This is a genomic window from Pigmentiphaga litoralis (assembly GCF_013408655.1).
In the GTDB taxonomy this organism is placed as follows: domain Bacteria; phylum Pseudomonadota; class Gammaproteobacteria; order Burkholderiales; family Burkholderiaceae_B; genus Pigmentiphaga; species Pigmentiphaga litoralis_A.
In genome coordinates, this window is record NZ_JACCBP010000001.1 from 1,070,032 (window position 1) to 1,089,998 (window position 19,967).

Here is a 19,967-nt window from a genome sequence, read left to right on the forward strand (position 1 = left end):
TCAAAAATCTCTATAGAATGCGCGGCTAGGTTGTTGAGCGACGCCAACGAATGCGTTGAACGTTCATCACAACAGTGCCCAGATGGCGGAATTGGTAGACGCGCACGGTTCAGGTCCGTGTGCCGAAAGGTGTGGAGGTTCGAGTCCTCTTCTGGGCACCAACGAATATCAGTTGTCTGAACGTCGGTACGCAGTGTCGATTGAGTCATTGCCTGGATATCCACTTGGTTTGATTTGGATTCCAGCGTCGACAGTGCAGCAAAGTCGCCCGTGCATTGGGTTGAACGCGTGTTCCACGAACATGTGTTCATCGCAATGACGGGCTTTTTTGCGTCTGCACACAGCTCAACTGCTGCGGCCAGGGTGTCAATGAGCCCGCGGCGGTTCGACGTCGTGTCGAAGCCACGTGTTGAAAGGGTATTGCTCAGGGACGCAGGGGCCAGGCGCAGAGGCTGCTCGAACAAAAAGTAAAAGGAAGACGCCAAGGGTCTGCAAGGCAAACCCGGGCAAGGCGTACCCGGAACAGTGTTCCACCGGTAATTTTTTCCGGCCTGAATAGAATACACCGTTCGTATCATGTTGCGCAGGCAAGCCGGGCCTGCGCCGCGGGCGGCAGCGCGATGGGGATGATTGTGCGATGCCCGCGTGGGGCGCGCCGGCGGCAAGGCGCCGGCGGATGCCAGAGGACCGATCAACCGGCCTCGCCCTTGCGGATCCAGGCTTCCAGCTGGAAAGGACGGAGCGTGTCGTAGTCCTCGAACGGCTGGTGGATCCAGGGATTGGTAGGCAACTTGTCGACGTAGTAGTCGGGCACGACTTTGGAGTGCCCTTTGAACCACAGCACGGCCGTGCGCATCTCGGTAATGGCCGAGAACTGCGACAGCAGATGCTGATGGACCTTGTCGAACGTGTTGCCCGTGTCGACCATGTCGTCGACCAGCAGGACGTTGCCGCCCAGCGAGCCACGCGTGATCGTGATGAACTGGGCGATGTCCAATGCGCCCTGCTCCGTACCTGCGGCCTCGCGATAGCTGCTGGTTGCGAGAATGCCCAGGGGAACGTCGAAAATCCGCGACAGCACGTCGCCAACGCGCACACCGCCGCGCGCCAGACACACGATCTGGTCGAATTTCCAACCCGACTGATGCACCGTCAGGGCCAATTGCTCGATCAGGTGGTGATACTTGTCCCAGCTGACCCACAGGTGCTTGTCATTATCTTCTGACATGTCGTTATTGATTCTTATCGATAAAAAAGTGGCCCCGGAACCGGTCCGGGGCATGATGCATCACAGGCAAGACCCGCGAATTCAGGCCTTGAACGGGTGGCGCAGCACGATGGTTTCCAAGCGGTCGGGGCCGGTCGACACCAGGTCGATGCCCACGCCGCAGACTTCGCTCACGCGCTTCAGGTAGTTCTGTGCATTGACGGGCAGCTTGTCGTATTCGGTCACGCCCACGGTGGACTCGGTCCAGCCCGGCATTTCTTCCAGCACGGGTTCGCTGTTGGCGACGGCGGCGGCGCCATACGGCAGCACGTCGCGGAATTCGCCATTCACTTTGTAGCCAACGCCCAGCTTGATGGTTTCAAGACCGTCCAGCACGTCGAGCTTGGTAATGCACAGGCCCGAAATGCCGTTTAGGCGAATCGAACGCTTCAGCGCGGCGCCGTCGAACCAGCCGCAGCGGCGCGGACGGCCTGTGACCGAACCGAATTCCTTGCCGACCTTGGCCAGGTGAGCGCCGACGTCGTCGTCGAGTTCGGTCGGGAACGGACCCGAGCCTACGCGCGTGGCATAGGCCTTGGTGATGCCCAACACGTATTCCAGCGTTTGCGGACCCACGCCCGCGCCGGCCGACGCGGCACCCGCCACGCAGTTGCTGCTGGTGACGAACGGATAGGTGCCGTGGTCGACGTCGAGCAGCGCGCCTTGCGCGCCTTCGAACAGCAGGCGCTTGCCGGCAGCCGATGCTTCGAACAATTCGTTGGCCACGTCGGCCACCATGGGCTTGAGCACCGGGGCCAGCGCCATTGCCTGGTCGCGCACTTGCGCCGCGTCCACAGCCTTGCCGCCCAGATAGTTCACCAGCACGAAGTTGTGATATTCCAGCACTTCTTCAAGCTTGGCGTCGAAGGCAGCCGGATCGTACAGGTCCTGCACACGGATGGCGCGGCGCGCCACCTTGTCTTCGTAGGCCGGGCCGATACCGCGGCCGGTCGTGCCGATCTTGGCGTCGCCCTTGCGCGCTTCACGCGCCTGGTCGATCGCGACGTGGTACGGGAGGATCAGCGGGCAGGCTTCGGACACGCGCAGACGTTTGCGCACTTCCAGGCCGGCGGCTTCCAGTTCGTCGATTTCACGCAGCAGCGCTTCGGGCGACAGCACGACGCCGTTGCCGATGTAGCAGGTGACGCCAGCGTGCATGATGCCCGACGGAATCAGGCGCAGGATGGTCTTTTTGCCGTCGATCCACAGCGTGTGGCCCGCGTTGTGACCGCCCTGGAAACGCACGACGCCCTGGACGGACTCGGCCAGCCAGTCGACGATCTTGCCCTTGCCCTCGTCGCCCCACTGGGTTCCGATAATGACGACATTCTTAGCCATGCTGATTCTGCTTCTCTTGTAGTAAGCCCCGCGACGGGCGCTCAGATTTCAAATAAGGATGATGCGCCTACGACGCAGCCTGGGGGGACGACAGCGGCACGACCTGCCAGTTGCCGTCACGCAAGACCAACGCACGGTCGCACAGGAATTCCTGCTGCTCGTGCTCGTGGCCGGGAAGAACCTGGACGACGATATGACCGGCGTCGCGCAGCGTGCGGACGGCCTGCACCAGGGCAGGCTCCAGACCCCACGGCGCGCTGATGGCCGGGCTGGCGATCGGCGCGGGCAACAGCCCCGCCAGTTCGCGCAGGTCCAGGCTGAAACCGGTGGCCGGACGCGCGCGGCCATAGACCTCGCCCACGTCGTCGTACCGGCCGCCCCGGACGATGGCATTCGGCCAGCCCGGGCAATACACCGCAAACACAATGCCGGTGTGGTACTGGAAGCCATGCACGTCAGCCAGGTCCACGCCTACCGGCTGGTCACCCAGCGCCCGGCCCAACGTGGCCAGGGCGTCCAGCGCCTGGGCAATCCGCGGCAAGGCCGGCAGCACGTCACGCGCACGCTGCAGCACGTCCAGGTCGCCATACAGCGTCGGCAGGACCTGCAAGGCCTTGGCGGTGTCCGGACGCAGCTGGTCGGCCAGCGCGGCCAGTCCAGGAACGTCCTTGTCGCGCAGCAGGCCGAAAATGACGTCGGACAAGCCCGCGGCCGCCGGGTCGGCATCCAGCAGCGCCTGCACGACCCCCAGATGGCTCAGGTCGACCCGAAAGCTGGGAACACCGGCGCGGCGCACGCTTTCGACCGCCAGCTGCAGCGCTTCGATATCGGCTTCCGGACCGGCATGCCCATAGATTTCGGCGCCGATCTGCAGCGGCTCGCGCGTGGCCCAGAGGCCCCGCGGCAAGGTATGCAGCACGCTGCCGTAATAGCAAAGACGGGTCGTGCCGGCACGGTTGAGCAGGTGCGCGTCGATACGCGTGACCTGCGGCGTCATGTCGGCGCGAATGCCCAGCGACCGGCCCGAAAGCTGGTCGACGAGCTTGAACGTATGCAGATCCAGATCGCCACCGCTGCCGGACAGCAGCGAGTCGAGATACTCGACCAGCGGCGGGAGTACCAACTCGTAGCCGTAGGTGCGATACAGGTCTAGCAGGAGTCGGCGCAACTCTTCGATGCGCCGGGCCTCGGCCGGCAAAATATCTGCCAGGCTCTCGGGCAACAGCCATTTGCCCATGCGGGATTCTCGGTAAAGACGATGAAAAATCAATGGACGAAAAAAAAGCGGCTACGGGGGTGCACACAGTGCAAGCCCATCAACCGCTTCTTCCAAGCTTGTGTCGGGGTGGGTCCCTGCTGATGACATGCACTTGAACGGTGCACTACGCAGGAAACGACTCGACTCTTGGCTTACACGCTATTGTCCACTCGTTCGGGGACAAAATCAAGGGACCGGCCCCGCCGTGGCGCAGGCAGCGATCAATCCGCTGCCGGAACGCCACGTTGGTGCCTGCCCGCTTATCGTGCGGGCGCCGGTGCCGGCGTGCTGGCGTTGCCGCCTGCCGACTTCATGAAGCGGAAGAACTCCGAACTCGGGTCCACCACCATCACGTCACCCTTGTTGGCGAACGACGCGCGGTACGCTTCCAGGCTCTTGTAGAACTTGTAGAACTCGCGGTCCTGGCCAAACGCCTGGGCATACACGGCCGATGCCTTCGCATCGCCCTCACCCATCGTCTTCTGTGCCTGGCGATACGCTTCGGCGATGATGACCTCACGCTGACGATCGGCATCGGCGCGAATCTTTTCGCCATCGGCGGCGCCGATCGAACGCTGCTCGTTGGCGACGCGCTTGCGCTCGGCTTCCATGCGGCGATACACCGACTCGGAAATCTCGGGGGCGAAGTCGACACGCTTCAAGCGCACGTCCAGCACTTCCACACCCAGCAGCTTGGCGGCCGCGGCGGTGTTGGTCCGGATTTCCTGCATGATCTTGTCGCGTTCTTTCGAAGTGACATCATTGACGGTGCGGCGGTTGATCGACGCGTTCAATGCATCACGCAGCAGCGCCGACATACGTTCCTGGGCGGCGCGTTCGTTGCCGCCGAAGGTGACGTAATACGTGCGCGGGTCCGAAATGCGCCACTTCACGAACGAGTCGATCAGCAGGTTCTTCTTTTCGGAAGTCTGCACGCGCTCGACATCGGTCGCGTCGATGGTCAGGACACGCTTGTCGAATTGCTGGATGTTCTGGAACGGGGGCGGCAGCTTGAAATACAGCCCCGGTTCACTGATCACTTCCTTGATTTCACCCAAGGCAAACACAACAGCGTAATTGCGTTCGTTGACCACGAAAACGCAGGAAGAAAGTGCGGCCAGAGCGATGAGCAGGCCGACCACGGTGGGAATCAGACGATCCATGACGGGGTTCCTTGTCTCAACGGGGGACGTTACGGTCGCGGGAGCGCAGGGCTTCCCGTGGGGTGGGTTCGGGCACGCTGCTGGACATCGGTGCGGGCAAAGGCAATGCCGTACCGTTGTTCATCGTGCTCGAACTGCCATTGGACCGTGCCGCTACCGCTGCCGACGATTCCTTCGATACCTGCTGCATGATCTTGTCGAGCGGCAGGTAGAGCAGGTTGTTGCCCGAACGGGTATCGACCAGCACCTTGGACGCGTTGGTGAACACTTCCTGCATGGTGTCGAGATACAGACGATCGCGGGTCACGCCCGGGGCCTTCTGGTACTCGGTCAGCACCTGGGTGAAACGCGATGCATCACCCTCGGCGTTTTCGACGATACGCGAGCGGTAGCCTTCGGCTTCCTGCAGCAGACGCGATGCGGCGCCCGCAGCGCGCGGAATCACTTCGTTGGCATACGCCTGACCTTCGTTCACCTGACGTTCCCGATCCTGACCGGCCTTGACGGCGTCGTCAAACGCGGCCTGGACCTGCTCGGGCGGCTGGGCATTCTGGATGGCGACCGTACTGATCAGCACGCCCGTTCCATAGATGTCCATGATGTTCTGCATCAGCTTGGTGACTTCGGCGGCGACTTCGGTCCGGCCTTCGTACAGGACGAAGTCCATCTTCTTTTTGCCGACCACTTCACGCATGGCCGATTCGGCCGCCTGCTTGACCGATTCGTCGGGATTGCGCGAATTGAACAGGTAATCGCGTGCCCCACCCTCTTTCAGGCGGTACTGCACCACGAATTGCATGTCGACGATGTTTTCGTCGTCGGTCAGCATCAGCGATTCCTGCAGCACCTTGCTGCGCGAATTGTTGCGGAAACCGACTTCGATCGTGCGCAGTTGCGACTGGTTGACGATCTCGTGCGACTGGATCGGATACGGCAAGCGCCACTGGAAGCCGGCGCGCGTCGTTTCCTTGTATTTGCCGAACTGCGTCACCACCGCGACCTGGCCTTCCTGGACGATGAAGAAGCCGGAGCCCAGCCACAGCAGGACGACGATGCCGCCGATGACGCCGACACCGATCCCGGCGCCGCGTGGCGACGGCGAGAATCGGCCGTTGTTGTCACCGCCATTGCCGCCACCGCGCGGGCCACCCGGCTTGCGCCCGAACAGGCCGCCCAGGCGACGATTGAAGTCGCGCCAGAGTTCGTCCAGGTCGGGAGGTCCGCCGTTATTGTTGTTCTTGCCGCCGTCGTTGTTGTTGTTTGGGCGACGTGGAGGCTCATTGCCGGAACCGTTATTACCGCGGCCCCAGTTCGAGTCGTTCAGATTGAATATTCTTGATATCGAAGGCAGACGCATCTTTGCTAGAAAGCGAGGCGGACGGGGGAACCCGCCCGCTCAGGAGCGGGCGTCAGCCGCAGGGCTGACGGACGGAGACTGCGTACGAAAACGCGGGTCGTCATTGTCGATGCTGCTGACAACCACGGGTTCTGCCTGGCTGGCTTCGACGATCGCTCCCCGCAAAGCATCGAACCCCAGGCGTTCTGTCGCGCTGACGAACACTCGCGAAATCGTACCACGCTCGTCACGCTCGACCCCGGGCTCCAGATGAGTGAGGTCAATCTTGTTGAAGACCAGGATGCGCGGGATGTCGGCAGCGCCGATTTCCTCGAGCACCTTGTCGACTTCGGCGATCTGTTCGTCCCGCTGCGGACTGGCGGCGTCGACAACGTGCAAGAGCAGATCCGCATGGATCGTTTCTTCCAGCGTCGCGCGGAACGCGGCGATCAGCATGTGGGGCAGCTCGCGGATGAATCCGACCGTGTCGGACACCACCACCGAGCCTGCGCCTTCGATCCACACCTTGCGGGTGGTGGTATCGAGCGTTGCAAACAACTGGTCGGCCGCGTACACATCGGCAGCCGTCAGGGCGTTGAACACGGTGGACTTGCCGGCGTTGGTATAGCCGACCAGCGACACCGAGAACGCACCACCCCGGGCGCGCGAACGCCGCTGGGTCTGGCGCTGCTTCTGCAGCTTGCCAAGCCGTTCCTTGAGCATGCGAACCTTGTCCGCAATGATCCGCTTGTCCATTTCGAGCTGGGCTTCACCCGGGCCGCGCATGCCGATACCGCCGCGCTGACGTTCAAGGTGGGTCCACATCCGTGTCAGGCGCGTGACCAGGTGCTGCAGCTGAGCAAGCTCGACCTGCAGCTTGCCTTCATGGCTCTGCGCGCGCAGCGCAAAAATGTCCAGGATCAGCGCGACACGATCGACCACGCGGACCTTGATCTCGCGTTCGATGTTGCGCTGCTGGGCGGGGGTCAGGTTGTGATTGAACAGGACGAGTTCAATGTCGTTGGCCTGAACGGCCAACGCGATCTCCTGCGCCTTGCCCGTGCCAACGTAGAGTTTGGCATCGGGGCGGGCACGCTTGCAGATGATCGTGTCAACGATCTCTGCGCCTGCGCCTTGCGCAAGCATATGGAATTCTTCGGTCTGTGCTTCGAAGTCAGGCTCGCCGAAATTGACGCTGACGATCAGCGCCTTTGGCGGCGGCCTGTCTGAAGCTGCCGGATTGCGATCAGTCAGCAGTGGGTTCAACCTGGAAGTTGACCGGGCGCGATGGCACCACGGTTGATATGGCGTGCTTGTAAACCATTTGCGTCACAGTGTTCCGCAGCAGCACCACGTATTGATCGAACGACTCGATCTGGCCTTGTAGCTTGATACCGTTCACCAGATAAATAGACACTGGTACGTGTTCTTTACGAAGCACGTTAAGGAATGGGTCTTGTAGCAATTGCCCTTTATTGCTCATAAGTGGGCTCCTGGTTGTGTTTTTCTTGGCGGATGCCAACCTGGCTACTTTACCGGGTTTTCCCCGAGCAAACTAGCCTACATGACTGCATGAATCACCGAAAACTATCGGCTTAAATCATCGAACTACACACCCTATATAAGGACGTATGCGCCCCTTTCAACGGCTCCGTCCACGCGGTCGTGGCCGCTTGTTCGGATCGACCGCCTTGACCGGCGCCTTGTCCTTGTAGGGATTGTCGCTGGTCCGGAACTCGATTCTAAGTGGAGTGCCCTGGAGTTTAAAAGTTTCCCGGAATCGCGATTCCAGATACCGGCGGTACGAATCGGGAATGTCGTCCAGGCCATTGCCGTGAATGACGATGAGCGGCGGATTCTGTCCGCCCTGATGGGCATATCGCATCTTGGGACGGAAGATGCCGCGGCGGGGCGGCTGCTGCTGTTCCAGCGCTTCTTGAAGCTCGCGCGTCAGCTTGGGCGTCGACAGCTTGGCAAACGCCGCGGCGTGCGCGTCCAGCACCGACTTCAGCAGCGGGTTGATGCCCGAATTCTTGAGCGCCGAAATGTGATGCACCTTGGCGAACGACAGGAAGCGCAGCTTGCGTTCCAGCTCGCGCTTGATCTCGTCGCGCTTTTCGCTGTCGATGCTGTCCCACTTGTTCACGCCAACCACCAGCGCGCGGCCGGTTTCAAGCACGAAGCCGGCAATATGCGCGTCCTGGTCCGAGATCTCGGCGCTGGCGTCCAGCATCAGCAGCACGACGTTGCTGGCCTCGACGGCCTGCAGCGTCTTGATGACCGAGAACTTTTCGATCGCCTCGAATACCTTGCCGCGCTTGCGCAGGCCGGCGGTATCGATCAGCGTGTACGAACGCCCGCCGCGTTCGAAGTCGATTTCGATCGCATCGCGGGTGGTGCCCGGCTGGTCGAACGCAATCACACGCTCTTCACCCAGCAGGGTGTTCACCAGAGTCGATTTGCCCACGTTGGGGCGGCCCACGATAGCCAGCTTGACGCGGTGCGACAGCGGGTCGATCGGCACGAATTCGTCTTCGGACGGGGCAACGATCGGGCTGTAGCCGTCCCACTCTTCCGGTTCGGGCAGCGGCTCGACCATGCCTTCGAGGGCGATCTCGATCAGCTCGGTCACGCCGTCGCCGTGCGCGGCCGAAATCGGAAGCGGTTCGCCCAGGCCCAGCGCGTAGAACTCGGCGGCTGCCGTGGCGTGCGAGATGCCTTCGGCCTTGTTGATCGCCAGCACGACCTTGCGGCTCGACTTGCGCAGGCGCTCGCCGATTTCGCGGTCGTGACCGGTCAGGCCGATACGGCCGTCGGTCAGGAAAATGACGACATCAGCCTCGACCATGGCCTGCACGGTCTGCTTGGCCATCTGCGCCATGATGCCTTCCTTGGCCACCGGCTCGAAGCCGCCCGTGTCCACGACGATGAATGGATGGTCACCCACCCTGCCCTCGCCATAGTGGCGGTCCCGTGTCAGACCCGGAAGGTCGGCCACGAGGGCGTCGCGCGAACGCGTGAGCCGGTTGAACAACGTGGATTTCCCCACGTTGGGCCGTCCCACGATGACGACAACCGGTTTGAATGCCACTGGTTTCATTGAACTCAAGAACCTTTATTCGCCAACACCAAGCAGCGCCAGGTTGCCCTTCGAGGTTTGAACGATCAAGCCCCGTGTGGTTGCCAGGGGCCGCGAAACAATTGCACTGCCATCGGTGGCAATGCGCGCGAGAAGACGACCGTCTTCCCGCCCGAGAAAATGCACATAACCCTGATAGTCGCCGAGCGCGATGGCGCGGCCGAGCGAGACCGGGGCGGTCAGGCTGCGATGCTGCAGCGCGTCCTGCTTCCAGACATTGGCGCCGCCGTCGAGCGCGAAGCCGTAGACCACGCTTTTGTCATTGGCCGAGTACGCAAAACGCACGTCGGCCGACATGCCGTTCACGCTGGAAAATTCGCGCGACCACGTCGTGTTGCCGCTGCTGACATCAAAGCAGCTGATGCGGCCCTGGTAGGTCACTGCGCACAGCAGGCGGCCCGAAATGACCGGGGCGCCGACCACGTCGGAGACACGTTCCAGTTCGCTGGTGCCGGTCGGGTTCGACACGGTGCCTTCCCAACGCATGGCGCCATTGGCCGTGGAGATCGCGATGACCTTGCCGCCGGGCAGACCCGAAAATACAAAACCGTTCGACAGCAGCATTTCGCCGGGAGCACGCAAGGCCAGGGCCGGGCCCGGACGCTGCACGCTCCAGCGGCGGCGGCCGGTTTCGGCGTCAAAGGCCTGCACGCGGTAGTCGCCGCTGCGCACCACGACCATGCCTTCGGCGACGAGTGGCGGCACGGTGACTTCGCTGGTAGCCTGCGCCGTCCATTTGATCTGGCCATTGTCGTCAAAGGCGATGACTTCACCGCGCGGCGTGGCCACGGCAGTGATCTTGCCGTCGCTGCCGACACCGGCCGACAGCGTCTGCTTGGCCGATCCGCGCCATTGGGTGGCGCCGGTGGTCAGGTCGTATTTGCCGACCGTGCCGTTTTCCGTCGCGGCATAGACCGAATTGCCGACGGCGACCGGCACGAAGCCCACGCCTGACTTGTTGCCGGCCGACACGCTCCAGACGGCGTTGACCGTCAGGTTGGGCGTGAAGGTGGTGAGGGGTGCGGGCACGTAGCGGGGCTTGTTGCCCCCGAACAGCGAGCATCCGCCCAGGGCGCCGATGACCAGCGCGACGGCGACGGCGCGCATCAGTGCGGGGACGCGAGGTGAAACGTGACGTTGCTGAAATGTGATGGCCATACGGTTCCTGTCATGCCCCGCCCAAGGCGTCGAGCTTCAATTGGATGGACGAGCGCAGATCCGTGGCCGGATCCAGCTTGTCGAGCGCTTCCTTGTAGGCCGCGCGCGCCTCGTCACGCTTGCCCTGCGCGATCAGCACGTCGCCGCGGCGGTCCGCGAACAGCGCCGCAAAGGCGTCCGGCCGCGATGCGCCCAGCTGCTTGAGGGCGTCGTCGTAGGCTTTTTCGTCGAGCAGCAGGCCGGCCAGGCGCAGGCGTGCGACCGGCACCAAGGCGTCGTCCTTGCTGCGGTCGACGACCCACTGCAGCTGCGCCTTGGCGGCGCGGGCGTCGCCCGCCTTGGCGTAGGCGCTCGACGCGATCAGTGCGGCGCGCGGGGCATAGGCACTACGGCCGAAATTTTCCAGGATGGTTCCTGCGCTGTCCTTGACGCGGGCGATATCGCCTGCGTCCGCGGCCTTTTCCAGCACTTCGAATTGCGCCATGGCCTGGGCGGCGTCGCGGCGCTGATACCAGTTCCAGCCATTCCACGCCGCGGCGGCCAGCAGGCACACCGCCACGATGCCAAGGATGGCGGTGCCGTACTTGGCCCACCACGCCTTCAGCGATTCAATCTGTTCCTGTTCTTCTAAATCGTAGGCCATGCATGCCCCGGTTAATGTCAATGGCAGAGAACGCAGACCTGCCGTAAGGGGCGGCCTGCGCGATGTCAGTGCGGGAGGTTACCGGATTCCGCCGACTCCCGCGAAACGCGGTGCGGCAGCGGATCAGTCCGGATCGGTCTGCGACAGTTCGGCAATGATCACGTCGACCAGTGCCGCCAGCGGCACGCGGCGCTGGTTGACGGCAGCCTCGCGGCGCAACGCCTTCAGGCTGGCTTCGTCGGCGGCGATCTCGTCGTCACCCAAAATGACCGCGAATTCGGCGCCGCTGGCGTCGGCCCGCTTCATTTGCGACTTGAAGCTGGGGCTGCCCGCATGCAGGATCACGTCCAGCCCGGCGTCGCGCAGCGTTTCGGCCACCGCGGCGGCCCGGCGCGCGCCGGCTTCGCCCTGGTGGATCACGTACACGTCGCATTCCGGCGTGGGTTCAATGGTTGCGCCCTGCGTCCACAGGTCCAGCAGGCGTTCCATGCCGATCGCAAAGCCCACTGCCGGCGCGGGCTTGCCGCCCAGCAACTGGATCAGGCCGTCGTAGCGGCCGCCGCCGCACACGGTGCCCTGCGCGCCCAGGCGGTCGGTCACCCACTCGAACACGGTCAGGTTGTAGTAGTCCAGGCCACGCACCAGGCGCGGGTTGATACGATAGGCCACCCCCGCGTCATCCAGGCGCTGCTTGACGCCGTCGAAGTGCGCCAGGGATTCCGGACCCAGGAAATCCAGCAGGCGCGGCGCGCCGTCGGCCATGGTCTGCAGGGCCGGGTTCTTGGTGTCCAGCACGCGCAGCGGATTGGTGTACAGGCGGCGCTTGCCGTCTTCATCCAGCTGATCCTGAAAGCCTTCCAGGTACGTGATCAGGGCCTGGCGATGGGCCAGGCGCTCGTCGGCCGAGCCAAGCGAATTGATTTCGAGCCGGATGTCGGTCAGGCCCAGGGTGCGCCACAGGCGCGCCAGCATCAGGATCAGTTCGACGTCGATATCCGGACCGGCAAACCCCAGCGCTTCGACATCGATCTGGTGGAACTGGCGATAGCGGCCGCGCTGCGGGCGTTCGTGGCGGAACACCGGGCCGATCGCGAACACGCGCTGCGGCCGTTCGTAGATCAGATTGTGCTCGACCGTGGCGCGGACCATGCCGGCCGTGAATTCGGGCCGCATCGTCAGCGACTCGCCGTTCAGGCTGTCGGTAAAGCTGTACATCTCTTTTTCGACGATATCGGTGACTTCACCGATGCCGCGGGTGAACAGACGGGTGTGTTCGAGCACGGGCGTGCGCAGGCTGCGATAGCCATAGCTGCGCAGCCAGTCGCGCACCAGCGCTTCGAGTTTGTCCCACTGGGCCGAATCGCCCGGCAGGATGTCGTTCATGCCGCGAATCGCGGAAAGTTTCTGGAAAGTATCTGCCATGGTGTCTTGTTGTTGGTATCGCGGTAAGAACCGCGTTCAGGCGTCCGTGGTGGTCGTGGCGGCCGTGGCCGGCGCGCCGTACCGGCGGCTGACGTAGTCTTCGACCAATGCCTGGAATTCTTCGGCAATGTGATCGCCCTTGAGCGTCAGGCTGCGTTCGCCGTCGATGTACACCGGAGCGATGGGTTGTTCGCCGGACCCGGGAAGGCTGATGCCGATGTCGGCAAACTTGCTTTCGCCAGGACCGTTGACCACACAGCCCATGACGGCCACGTGCAGCGATTCGACGCCGGGGTATTGCGAGCGCCACACGGGCATCTGCGCGCGCAGATAGCCCTGGATGCTGGCGGCCAGTTCCTGGAATACGGTGCTGCTGGTGCGGCCGCAGCCGGGGCAAGCCACCACCACCGGCGCAAAGGCGCGCAGACCCAGGCTTTGCAGGATTTCCTGGGCGACGACGACTTCGGTGCTGCGGTCGCCATTGGGTTCCGGGGTCAACGAGACACGGATCGTGTCGCCGATGCCCTGCTGCAGCAGAATGCCCATTGCCGCCGTGGACGCGACGATGCCCTTGCTGCCCATGCCGGCTTCGGTCAGGCCCAGGTGCAGCGGGTAGTCGCACCGCCCGCTCAGGTCGCGATACACGGCGATCAGGTCTTGCGCGTTGCTGACCTTGCAGGACAGGATGATGCGGTCGGACGGCATCCCCAGGCTTTCGGCGCGCTGGGCGTTTTCGATCGCCGACACCACCAGGCAGTCGCGCATGACAGCGCTCGCTTCCCACGGCACGGCGCGGCGGCCGTTGTCGTCCATCATCCGGGCCAGCAGGTCCTGGTCCAGGCTGCCCCAATTGACGCCGATGCGCACCGGCTTGTCGTGCCGGTTGGCCACATCGATCATCTGGGCGAAATTGTCGTCGCGGCGCTTGCCGGTGCCCATGTTGCCCGGGTTGATCCGGTACTTGGACAGGGCCTGCGCGCAGTCGGGGTACTGCGTCAGAAGCTTGTGGCCGTTGTAGTGGAAGTCGCCCACCAGCGGCACGTAGATGCCCATGCGGTCCAGCTGTTCACGGATCGCAGGCACTTCCTTGGCGGCTTCGGCCGTGTTGACCGTGATACGTACCACTTCGGACCCGGCCAGCGCCAGCGCCTTGACCTGGATCGCCGTGGCGATGGCGTCGGCCGTGTCGGTGTTGGTCATGGACTGCACGACCACGGGCGCCCCGCCCCCGACGGCAACGACATTGCCGTCCCAGCGGATGTGGACCTGGCGGGTCGCGCGGCGCGGCGCCGGACCCGCGGGGAACGGCGCGGCAGCAGCGGTCTGGGCGGTGCCGGTAGTAAGGGGATCGTGAGGGGTCTGCATGGTACGTGGGGTGACTCTCAGTTCAGCGTCATGCGGGCGACGTTGTCGCGGCGGGACGAGCTCATGTCGAGCGGCGCGCGGCGCCACTGGGCGTCCACGCCCTTGACGTTGCCGATCACGATGCGCAGCGGCGCGGCGGAAGCTTCGACCGACACGTCGGTGTTGGGGGGCACGATCTGCGAAATGGCCACCGTGCCATTGGCCCGGCGCACTTCGACCCAGCTGGCTTCGCGGGTGTGGATGACCAGGCCATCGGCATTGGCGGCAGCAGGCGCGGCCGCGGCGGGTTCGGGCGTGGCCGCGGGAGGCGCCACGGCAGCGGCGGCGGCGACAGGCGGCGCCGGCGTGCCCGGCGTCACACCCAGGGGTTCATTCGAGCCGGTCGGCGTGGTGTTGGGCGGCGCGACGGATTCGGTCGATTCCGTGGCTGGCGCCACCGGCGCCAGGGCCGTCGTGGACGGCTTGGGCGAGCCGGTCAGCACGGACAGGGCGCCCTGCTGCGTCAGGGCATACGCGACCAGCGCGATCGCCACGAGCAGCATGAAGCCGCCGATGATCCAGGGCGCCGGACGCTTGCGCCCGGCCTTGGGCCACGCGCGGCCGCCGGACTGCGCGAGCGGGCTCGACAGGGACGAAGCCTGGGCCAACGACACGGGGTCGCCCGTTTCCAGGCGCGGGCCCATCGCCTGCAGCAGCGGTTCGGGCGGAATTTCCAGGACACGCGCATAGTTGCGCACGAAGCCGCGCAACGACATGCCATGCGGCAGGTCGCTCCAGCGTTCGTCTTCCAGCGCCGCGATCTGGCGCACGCCAAACTTGAGACGGATCGACACTTCGTCTTGCGACCAGCCCCGCCGCTCGCGCGCTTCGCGCAGCATTGCACCGGCCGTCGTGGCCGTACTGCTCGCGCCAGTGGCTGCCGCGTCGTTTGCACCGGTCATTGCGCCCTGCCCTTCACTCATTCATGCACCTCGACGATACGGCCGAACCGGCTGTCGGTGGCCATTCTTTCCTTGAAGCGGGTGCGGTCCTTGACCTCGCCCGCCAGTTGCCCGCACGCGGCATCGATGTCGTCGCCGCGCGTCTTGCGCACGGTGGTCACGATGCCCGCATCCATCAGCCGCTGTGCGAAGAGGCGCACCCGAGCAGGGGGTGAGCGCTTCAGGCCGGACAGGGCGAAGGGGTTGAACGGAATCAGATTGAACTTGCACGACACCTGCTGCGCGATGTCGATGAGCTGGGCCGCATGTTCGTCGGCATCGTTGATGCCGTCGAGCATGATGTATTCGAACGTGATGAAGTCGCGCGGTGCAAACGCCAGGTAGCGCTGACAGGCGGCAATAAGCTCGCGCAGCGGATACTTGCGGTTCAGCGGCACGAGATCGTCACGCAACGCGTCGTTCGGCGCGTGCAGCGACACCGCCAGGGCCACCGGGCAGTCCTGCGACAGGCGGTCCATCATGGGCACGACGCCCGAGGTGGACAGCGTGACGCGGCGGCGCGACAGCCCGTAGGCGTTGTCGTCCAGCATGAGCTTCAGGGCCTGGACGGTCGGCTCGTAATTGAGCAGCGGTTCGCCCATGCCCATCATCACGACGTTGCTGATGACACGGTGGTCGGTATTGGCCGTGGGAACAATGCCACCACCCGCCAGACCGGCGGCGCCTTGCGCGCCAGCGTGGACCACGCGCGCGCCCTGGCCGTCGGCTTCGATGGTGCGGCGGGCCAGCCACAACTGGCCGATGATTTCATCGACCGTCAGGTTGCGGTTGAAGCCCTGGTGGCCGGTCGAGCAGAACCGGCAGGCCACCGCGCAGCCCGCTTGCGTCGAAATGCAGAGCGTGCCGCGGTCATCTTCAGGAATGAATACGGTTTCAACGGCATTACCGTTGCCGACGTCGAGCAGCCATTTGCGGGTGCCGTCGGACGACTTCTGGGCGGTAATGACGGAAGGCGCCCGAACCTCGCATCGGTCCGCCAGCGTGGCGCGGAACGATTTTGCGAGGTCGGTCATCTCGTCGAATTCGGCCACGCCGCGCTGATGTATCCAGCGCTGCAACTGCTTGGCGCGAAACGGCTTGTCGCCCCACTGCCCCACCATGGACGCGAGCGAGTCCCCGTCCAGGCCGAGCAGATTGATCCGCTTGGGCGTGTCGGGCGACGTCGGGCTTGCGGGGGTAATTGTCGAGATATCGGTCATCTCAACCTCCAGGTTGGGCAGGGAGCTAGGCAAATCAACGGCTGTGGATCTCGAGTTCCGGGAAGAAGAACGCGATTTCGACCTTTGCGGTTTCCGGGGCGTCGGAGCCGTGAACGGCGTTGGCGTCGATGCTGTCGGCGAAGTCAGCACGGATCGTGCCCTTCTCGGCCTTCTTGGGATCGGTTGCGCCCATCAGGTCACGGTTCTTCAGGATGGCGCCTTCGCCTTCCAGCGCCTGGACGAACACAGGACCGGAGATCATGAAGTCGACCAGGTCCTTGAAGAAAGGACGTGCGGCGTGCACGGCGTAGAAACGCTCGGCGTCGGCGCGCGACAGTTGCACCAGGCGGGCTGCGACAACGCGCAGGCCAGCGGTTTCAAAACGGGAAACGATCTGGCCAATGACGTTCTTAGCAACGGCATCCGGCTTGATGATCGAAAGGGTACGCTCGATAGCCATCAAAAACTCCAATAAAAACAGATACTTTGGGGTGAAACTAACCTTAAATTGTATCATGGGGACAAGGCGATACGTAGGTCAGTGCAAACAGGATGCCGTGGCGATGTGTCACGGGGAACCCTGGTGCATACTCTGTGTCTCATACCTATCAGCCCGTTCGCGGGGTTGTTCGAGCAAAAGACCATCAAGGAGTCGCTCAAAATGAACGAGAGTCGTACCACCACCCTCAATCGTGCCGGGGCTGCGCCCGGTGCGGTCGTGCGCAACCGAGTGCTGCGCAATACCTATTGGCTGCTTGCAGCTTCGCTGGTGCCTACTGTATTGGGCGCCTATATCGGCATGGCCACGGGCCTGGCTTCGGTCATGGGCCGCAGCCCCGGCATCACCGCCATCCTGTTCCTGGTCGGCGCGTTCGGCCTGATGTTCGCCATTGAAAAGAACAAGGAAAGCGGCGTGGGCGTCGGCCTGCTCCTGCTCTTTACGTTCTTCATGGGCCTGATGCTGTCGCGCATGATAGGTTTCGTGATGGGGTTCAGCAACGGTGCCACGCTGGTCATGACGGCCTTTGGCGGCACGGCGGCGGTATTCGGCACCATGGCCGTGCTGTCCACCACGATCAAGCGTGACCTGTCGGGCATGGCCAAGTGGCTGATGGTCGGCGCCGTCGTGCTGATCCTGGCCAGCCTGGCCAACATCTTCCTGCAGCTGCCTGCGCTGATGCTGACCGTGTCCGTCATGGCCATCGTCATCTTCTCGGCATTCATGCTGGTGGACCTGCAGCGGGTCGTGAACGGCGGCGAGACGAACTACGTGTCGGCCACCCTGGCGATCTACCTGGACGTCTATAACGTCTTTGCCAACCTGCTTGCGCTGCTGGGCATCTTTGGCGGCAGCCGCGAGTAACCGGTGAGTAGGGCTCCGGCTTGAGACCCGGAGCAATTGAAAGGGCCACTGCCGCAGCGCATTGGCCCTTTTTTTATGCCAGGTCGAACACCGCAATCGATTCCACATGCCCCGTGTGCGGGAACATGTTGATCACGCCGGCCTTGCTGAGCACATAGCCGCCCTCTTTCACCAGCACTTCGGCGTCGCGGGCCAGCGTGGCGGGGTTGCACGAGACATACACGATGCGGCGGGGCCGATCGTCACCCAGCTCGGCCAGCGCGCGTGCCACGGCCAGTGCGCCATCACGCGGCGGATCGATCAGCATGCGGTCGAAGCGGCCCAGGCTGCGCAGCCACTTGGCGTCGACTTCGAACAGGTTCAGCGTCGAAAACGACGTCTTGCCTTCCAGCCCGTGGCGCCGGGCCGCGTCCAGCGCGCGTTCGGTCAGCGCGGCGCTGCCCTCCACGCCCACGGCCTCGCGGCAGCGGGTGGCCAGGGCCAGCGTGAAGTTGCCCAGCCCGCAGAACAGGTCGGCCACGCGATCGGTGGGCTCGGGGGCCAGCAGCGTCAGCGCCCGCGACACCAGCGTGCGGTTGATCGCGTGGTTGACCTGGGTAAAGTCGGTGGGCTTGAACGGCATGCGCAGGCCGAATTCCGGCAGCGTGTACGCCAGGCCGTCCAGGTCCTCACGCACCAGCGGGTGCACGGTTTCCGGGCCCCCGGGCTGCAGCCACCAGTGAATGTCGTGCTTGGCCGCAAAGTTGCGCAGCAACTGGATGTCGGACTCGATCAGCGGGACCATGTGGCGCAGCACCAGCGCCGTCTGCTGGTCGCCCACGGCCAGCTCGATCTGCGGGATCTTCTTGCGCGAGCGCATGTTGATCAACAAAAAGCGCAGCGGCATCAGCAGGGCGGAAATGTGCGGCGGCAAGGTGTGGCATTCACGCATGTCGGCAATGTTGCTGCCCTTGCGCGATCGGAAGCCGACCCGCATGCCGTTCTTTTCGGGCAGATAGCGCACCGACAGCCGCGCGCGGAAGCGGTACCCCCAGGTCGGACCATGGATGGGTGCCAGCACTTCCCGCGGTGACAGCTTGCCGATGTGCGCAAAGTTGTCTTCCAGCACGCGCTGCTTGACCGCGACCTGCGCCCGCGCGTCCAGATGCTGGACGGCACAGCCGCCGCATTCGTCCACGTGCGGGCAACGGGGCACGACGCGCATGGACGATTCACGCACCAGGCGCGTGACCTGCGCGATTTCGTACGACGACTTGTTCTGCAGTGTTTTAACGGTGACGCGTTCGCCGGGCAAGGCGCCGTCGATGAAGATGACCTTGCCGTCCCGCCGCGCGATGCCTCGGCCGTCCAGATCGAGCGACTCGATGGTGAGGACGGCGTTGGGATCGCGGGGAGCGGCCTCGGCGGCAGGCGCGTCAACGCCAGGGGGACAGGAAGCGTCTGGAAGAGCGTGACTCATGACTTCAGCGGGTGACACAGAAAAAGAAAGGAAGATCCGCTTCAGCCACGGCCTGGCGCAGCCCACGCATCCAGGTATTGATACCAGTGCGGCTCGTCGATGCCTTCAAGCGTCGTGCGCACCAGCGCGACTTCGGCGTCGTATTGCGCCTTGGTCAGCTCGCCGCGCATGAAGCGGAAGCGGCAGTATACGAGCCACGTGTTCACCACGTCGGTTTCGCAGTAGCCGCGCACTTCGTCGGCGTCGCCATTGCGCCATGCATGCCAGACCTGGCTGCCATCCATGCCGAGCTTGCCCGGAAAGCCGCAAAGCTTGGCCAGTTCGTCCAGCGGTGCGTTGGCGCGGCCGTTGTACTTGGCCAGCAGGTCCATCAGGTCGATATGCCGGTTGTGGTAGCGGCTGATGTAGTTGCTGTACTTGAAGTCGCGGTCGTCTTCGCCCATTTCCCAATAGCGCGACGCCTGCACGCCCTGGATCAGGGCGCGGTAGTGCAGCACGGGCAGATCGAACCCCGACCCGTTCCAGCTGACCAGCTGCGGCGTATACCGCTCGATGGTCTTGTAGAAGCCGTCGATCAGCTTGGCTTCGGGATCGTCGGCCTTGCCGATGCATTTGACGCGAAAGCCGTCGTCGTCGCGAAAGGCGCAGCCCACGACCGCGATCTTTTGCAGATGCAGCGGCAGGAAGTCATGGCCGACGGCCTCGCGCCGGGCGGTGAAGGCGCGTTCGGCAACTTCTTCGTCGCCAACGTCCGGACCCCAGCCGTTCAGGGCGCGCAGGCCCTCCACGTCGGGGATGGTTTCCAGGTCGAATACCAGGATAGGGGTCATGATTCAGCAGTCATCATTCAGGGCGC

General features: G+C 63.8%; 18 protein-coding genes and 1 tRNA gene. 2 read left to right on the forward strand and 17 right to left on the reverse strand.

Going from position 1 to position 19,967, the window contains the following annotated elements; translation table 11 throughout:
• Positions 1-76: 76 nt before the first annotated feature.
• Positions 77-161: transfer RNA gene (locus HD883_RS04710), tRNA-Leu, on the forward strand.
• Between the two features lie 530 nt (positions 162-691).
• Here HD883_RS04710 and HD883_RS04715 read toward each other — a convergent pair.
• The 15 genes from HD883_RS04715 to ndk all read right to left on the reverse strand — a co-directional run bounded on the left by HD883_RS04715 (position 692) and on the right by ndk (position 16,749).
• Positions 692-1,228: a phosphoribosyltransferase gene (locus HD883_RS04715; RefSeq protein ID WP_179587597.1), complete on the reverse strand. Its 537-nt coding sequence runs from the start codon at positions 1,226-1,228 to the stop codon at positions 692-694.
• Between the two features lie 81 nt (positions 1,229-1,309).
• Positions 1,310-2,605, reverse strand: coding sequence for an adenylosuccinate synthase (locus HD883_RS04720; RefSeq protein ID WP_179587596.1), 1,296 nt, complete (start codon positions 2,603-2,605; stop codon positions 1,310-1,312).
• A 67-nt stretch (positions 2,606-2,672) separates the two neighbouring features.
• Positions 2,673-3,842 carry an ATP phosphoribosyltransferase regulatory subunit gene (locus HD883_RS04725; protein WP_179587595.1) on the reverse strand — a complete coding sequence of 390 codons (1,170 nt, stop codon included), beginning with the start codon at positions 3,840-3,842 and terminating at the stop codon, positions 2,673-2,675.
• A 281-nt stretch (positions 3,843-4,123) separates the two neighbouring features.
• Positions 4,124-5,026, reverse strand: a complete 903-nt coding sequence (gene hflC / locus HD883_RS04730; RefSeq protein WP_179587594.1) for a protease modulator HflC — start codon at positions 5,024-5,026, stop codon at positions 4,124-4,126.
• 16 nt (positions 5,027-5,042) lie between these two features.
• Entirely contained in the window at positions 5,043-6,383 is a 1,341-nt protein-coding gene (hflK, locus tag HD883_RS04735; RefSeq protein ID WP_373563309.1) for an FtsH protease activity modulator HflK, read from the reverse strand.
• Positions 6,384-6,422: 39 nt separating this feature from the next.
• On the reverse strand, positions 6,423-7,568 hold the full coding sequence (gene hflX / locus HD883_RS04740; protein WP_257022409.1) for a GTPase HflX: 1,146 nt from the start codon (positions 7,566-7,568) through the stop codon (positions 6,423-6,425).
• 40 nt (positions 7,569-7,608) lie between these two features.
• Positions 7,609-7,845, reverse strand: a complete 237-nt coding sequence (hfq, locus tag HD883_RS04745) for an RNA chaperone Hfq (protein WP_179587593.1) — start codon at positions 7,843-7,845, stop codon at positions 7,609-7,611.
• A gap of 159 nt (positions 7,846-8,004) precedes the next feature.
• Positions 8,005-9,453 (reverse strand): ribosome biogenesis GTPase Der, encoded by a 1,449-nt coding sequence (der, locus tag HD883_RS04750; RefSeq protein WP_179588731.1) that lies wholly within the window; start codon positions 9,451-9,453, stop codon positions 8,005-8,007.
• Between the two features lie 24 nt (positions 9,454-9,477).
• Positions 9,478-10,659, reverse strand: coding sequence for an outer membrane protein assembly factor BamB (gene bamB / locus HD883_RS04755; RefSeq protein ID WP_373563310.1), 1,182 nt, complete (start codon positions 10,657-10,659; stop codon positions 9,478-9,480).
• A 10-nt stretch (positions 10,660-10,669) separates the two neighbouring features.
• Positions 10,670-11,302 (reverse strand): YfgM family protein, encoded by a 633-nt coding sequence (locus HD883_RS04760; protein WP_179587592.1) that lies wholly within the window; start codon positions 11,300-11,302, stop codon positions 10,670-10,672.
• Between the two features lie 123 nt (positions 11,303-11,425).
• A complete protein-coding gene (hisS, locus tag HD883_RS04765; RefSeq protein ID WP_179587591.1) occupies positions 11,426-12,724 on the reverse strand; it encodes a histidine--tRNA ligase in 1,299 nt (432 codons plus the stop codon).
• A gap of 36 nt (positions 12,725-12,760) precedes the next feature.
• Entirely contained in the window at positions 12,761-14,089 is a 1,329-nt protein-coding gene (ispG, locus tag HD883_RS04770) for a flavodoxin-dependent (E)-4-hydroxy-3-methylbut-2-enyl-diphosphate synthase (RefSeq protein WP_179587590.1), read from the reverse strand.
• 17 nt (positions 14,090-14,106) lie between these two features.
• Positions 14,107-15,051, reverse strand: coding sequence for a RodZ domain-containing protein (locus HD883_RS04775; RefSeq protein WP_179587589.1), 945 nt, complete (start codon positions 15,049-15,051; stop codon positions 14,107-14,109).
• The gene (gene rlmN, locus HD883_RS04780; RefSeq protein WP_179587588.1) at positions 15,048-16,289 is read right to left on the reverse strand and encodes a 23S rRNA (adenine(2503)-C(2))-methyltransferase RlmN; all 1,242 of its coding nucleotides are present in this window, start codon (positions 16,287-16,289) and stop codon (positions 15,048-15,050) included. Before rlmN ends, HD883_RS04775 begins: the two co-directional genes overlap by 4 nt.
• A 34-nt stretch (positions 16,290-16,323) precedes the next feature.
• On the reverse strand, positions 16,324-16,749 hold the full coding sequence (gene ndk / locus HD883_RS04785) for a nucleoside-diphosphate kinase (RefSeq protein ID WP_179588729.1): 426 nt from the start codon (positions 16,747-16,749) through the stop codon (positions 16,324-16,326).
• A 201-nt stretch (positions 16,750-16,950) separates the two neighbouring features.
• On the opposite strand from ndk, the gene HD883_RS04790 reads away from it, so the two are divergent.
• A complete protein-coding gene (locus HD883_RS04790; protein ID WP_179587587.1) occupies positions 16,951-17,652 on the forward strand; it encodes a Bax inhibitor-1/YccA family protein in 702 nt (233 codons plus the stop codon).
• Positions 17,653-17,725: 73 nt separating this feature from the next.
• On the opposite strand, the gene rlmD is transcribed toward HD883_RS04790, so the two are convergent.
• Positions 17,726-19,111 carry a 23S rRNA (uracil(1939)-C(5))-methyltransferase RlmD gene (gene rlmD, locus HD883_RS04795; protein ID WP_179587586.1) on the reverse strand — a complete coding sequence of 462 codons (1,386 nt, stop codon included), beginning with the start codon at positions 19,109-19,111 and terminating at the stop codon, positions 17,726-17,728.
• Positions 19,112-19,152: 41 nt separating this feature from the next.
• On the reverse strand, positions 19,153-19,941 hold the full coding sequence (locus tag HD883_RS04800; RefSeq protein WP_179587585.1) for a 3'-5' exonuclease: 789 nt from the start codon (positions 19,939-19,941) through the stop codon (positions 19,153-19,155).
• Positions 19,942-19,967 lie beyond the last annotated feature (26 nt).

Coding starts and splice junctions, on each gene's coding strand:
- HD883_RS04715 (WP_179587597.1), bottom strand. CDS start 1,228: ATGTCAGAAGATAATGACAAGCACCTGTGGGTCAGCTGGGACAAGTAT.
- HD883_RS04720 (WP_179587596.1), bottom strand. CDS start 2,605: ATGGCTAAGAATGTCGTCATTATCGGAACCCAGTGGGGCGACGAGGGC.
- HD883_RS04725 (WP_179587595.1), bottom strand. CDS start 3,842: ATGGGCAAATGGCTGTTGCCCGAGAGCCTGGCAGATATTTTGCCGGCC.
- hflC (WP_179587594.1), bottom strand. CDS start 5,026: ATGGATCGTCTGATTCCCACCGTGGTCGGCCTGCTCATCGCTCTGGCC.
- hflK (WP_373563309.1), bottom strand. CDS start 6,383: ATGCGTCTGCCTTCGATATCAAGAATATTCAATCTGAACGACTCGAAC.
- hfq (WP_179587593.1), bottom strand. CDS start 7,845: ATGAGCAATAAAGGGCAATTGCTACAAGACCCATTCCTTAACGTGCTT.
- bamB (WP_373563310.1), bottom strand. CDS start 10,659: ATGGCCATCACATTTCAGCAACGTCACGTTTCACCTCGCGTCCCCGCA.
- HD883_RS04760 (WP_179587592.1), bottom strand. CDS start 11,302: ATGGCCTACGATTTAGAAGAACAGGAACAGATTGAATCGCTGAAGGCG.
- hisS (WP_179587591.1), bottom strand. CDS start 12,724: ATGGCAGATACTTTCCAGAAACTTTCCGCGATTCGCGGCATGAACGAC.
- ispG (WP_179587590.1), bottom strand. CDS start 14,089: ATGCAGACCCCTCACGATCCCCTTACTACCGGCACCGCCCAGACCGCT.
- HD883_RS04775 (WP_179587589.1), bottom strand. CDS start 15,051: ATGAGTGAAGGGCAGGGCGCAATGACCGGTGCAAACGACGCGGCAGCC.
- rlmN (WP_179587588.1), bottom strand. CDS start 16,289: ATGACCGATATCTCGACAATTACCCCCGCAAGCCCGACGTCGCCCGAC.
- ndk (WP_179588729.1), bottom strand. CDS start 16,749: ATGGCTATCGAGCGTACCCTTTCGATCATCAAGCCGGATGCCGTTGCT.
- HD883_RS04790 (WP_179587587.1), top strand. CDS start 16,951: ATGAACGAGAGTCGTACCACCACCCTCAATCGTGCCGGGGCTGCGCCC.
- rlmD (WP_179587586.1), bottom strand. CDS start 19,111: ATGAGTCACGCTCTTCCAGACGCTTCCTGTCCCCCTGGCGTTGACGCG.
- HD883_RS04800 (WP_179587585.1), bottom strand. CDS start 19,941: ATGACCCCTATCCTGGTATTCGACCTGGAAACCATCCCCGACGTGGAG.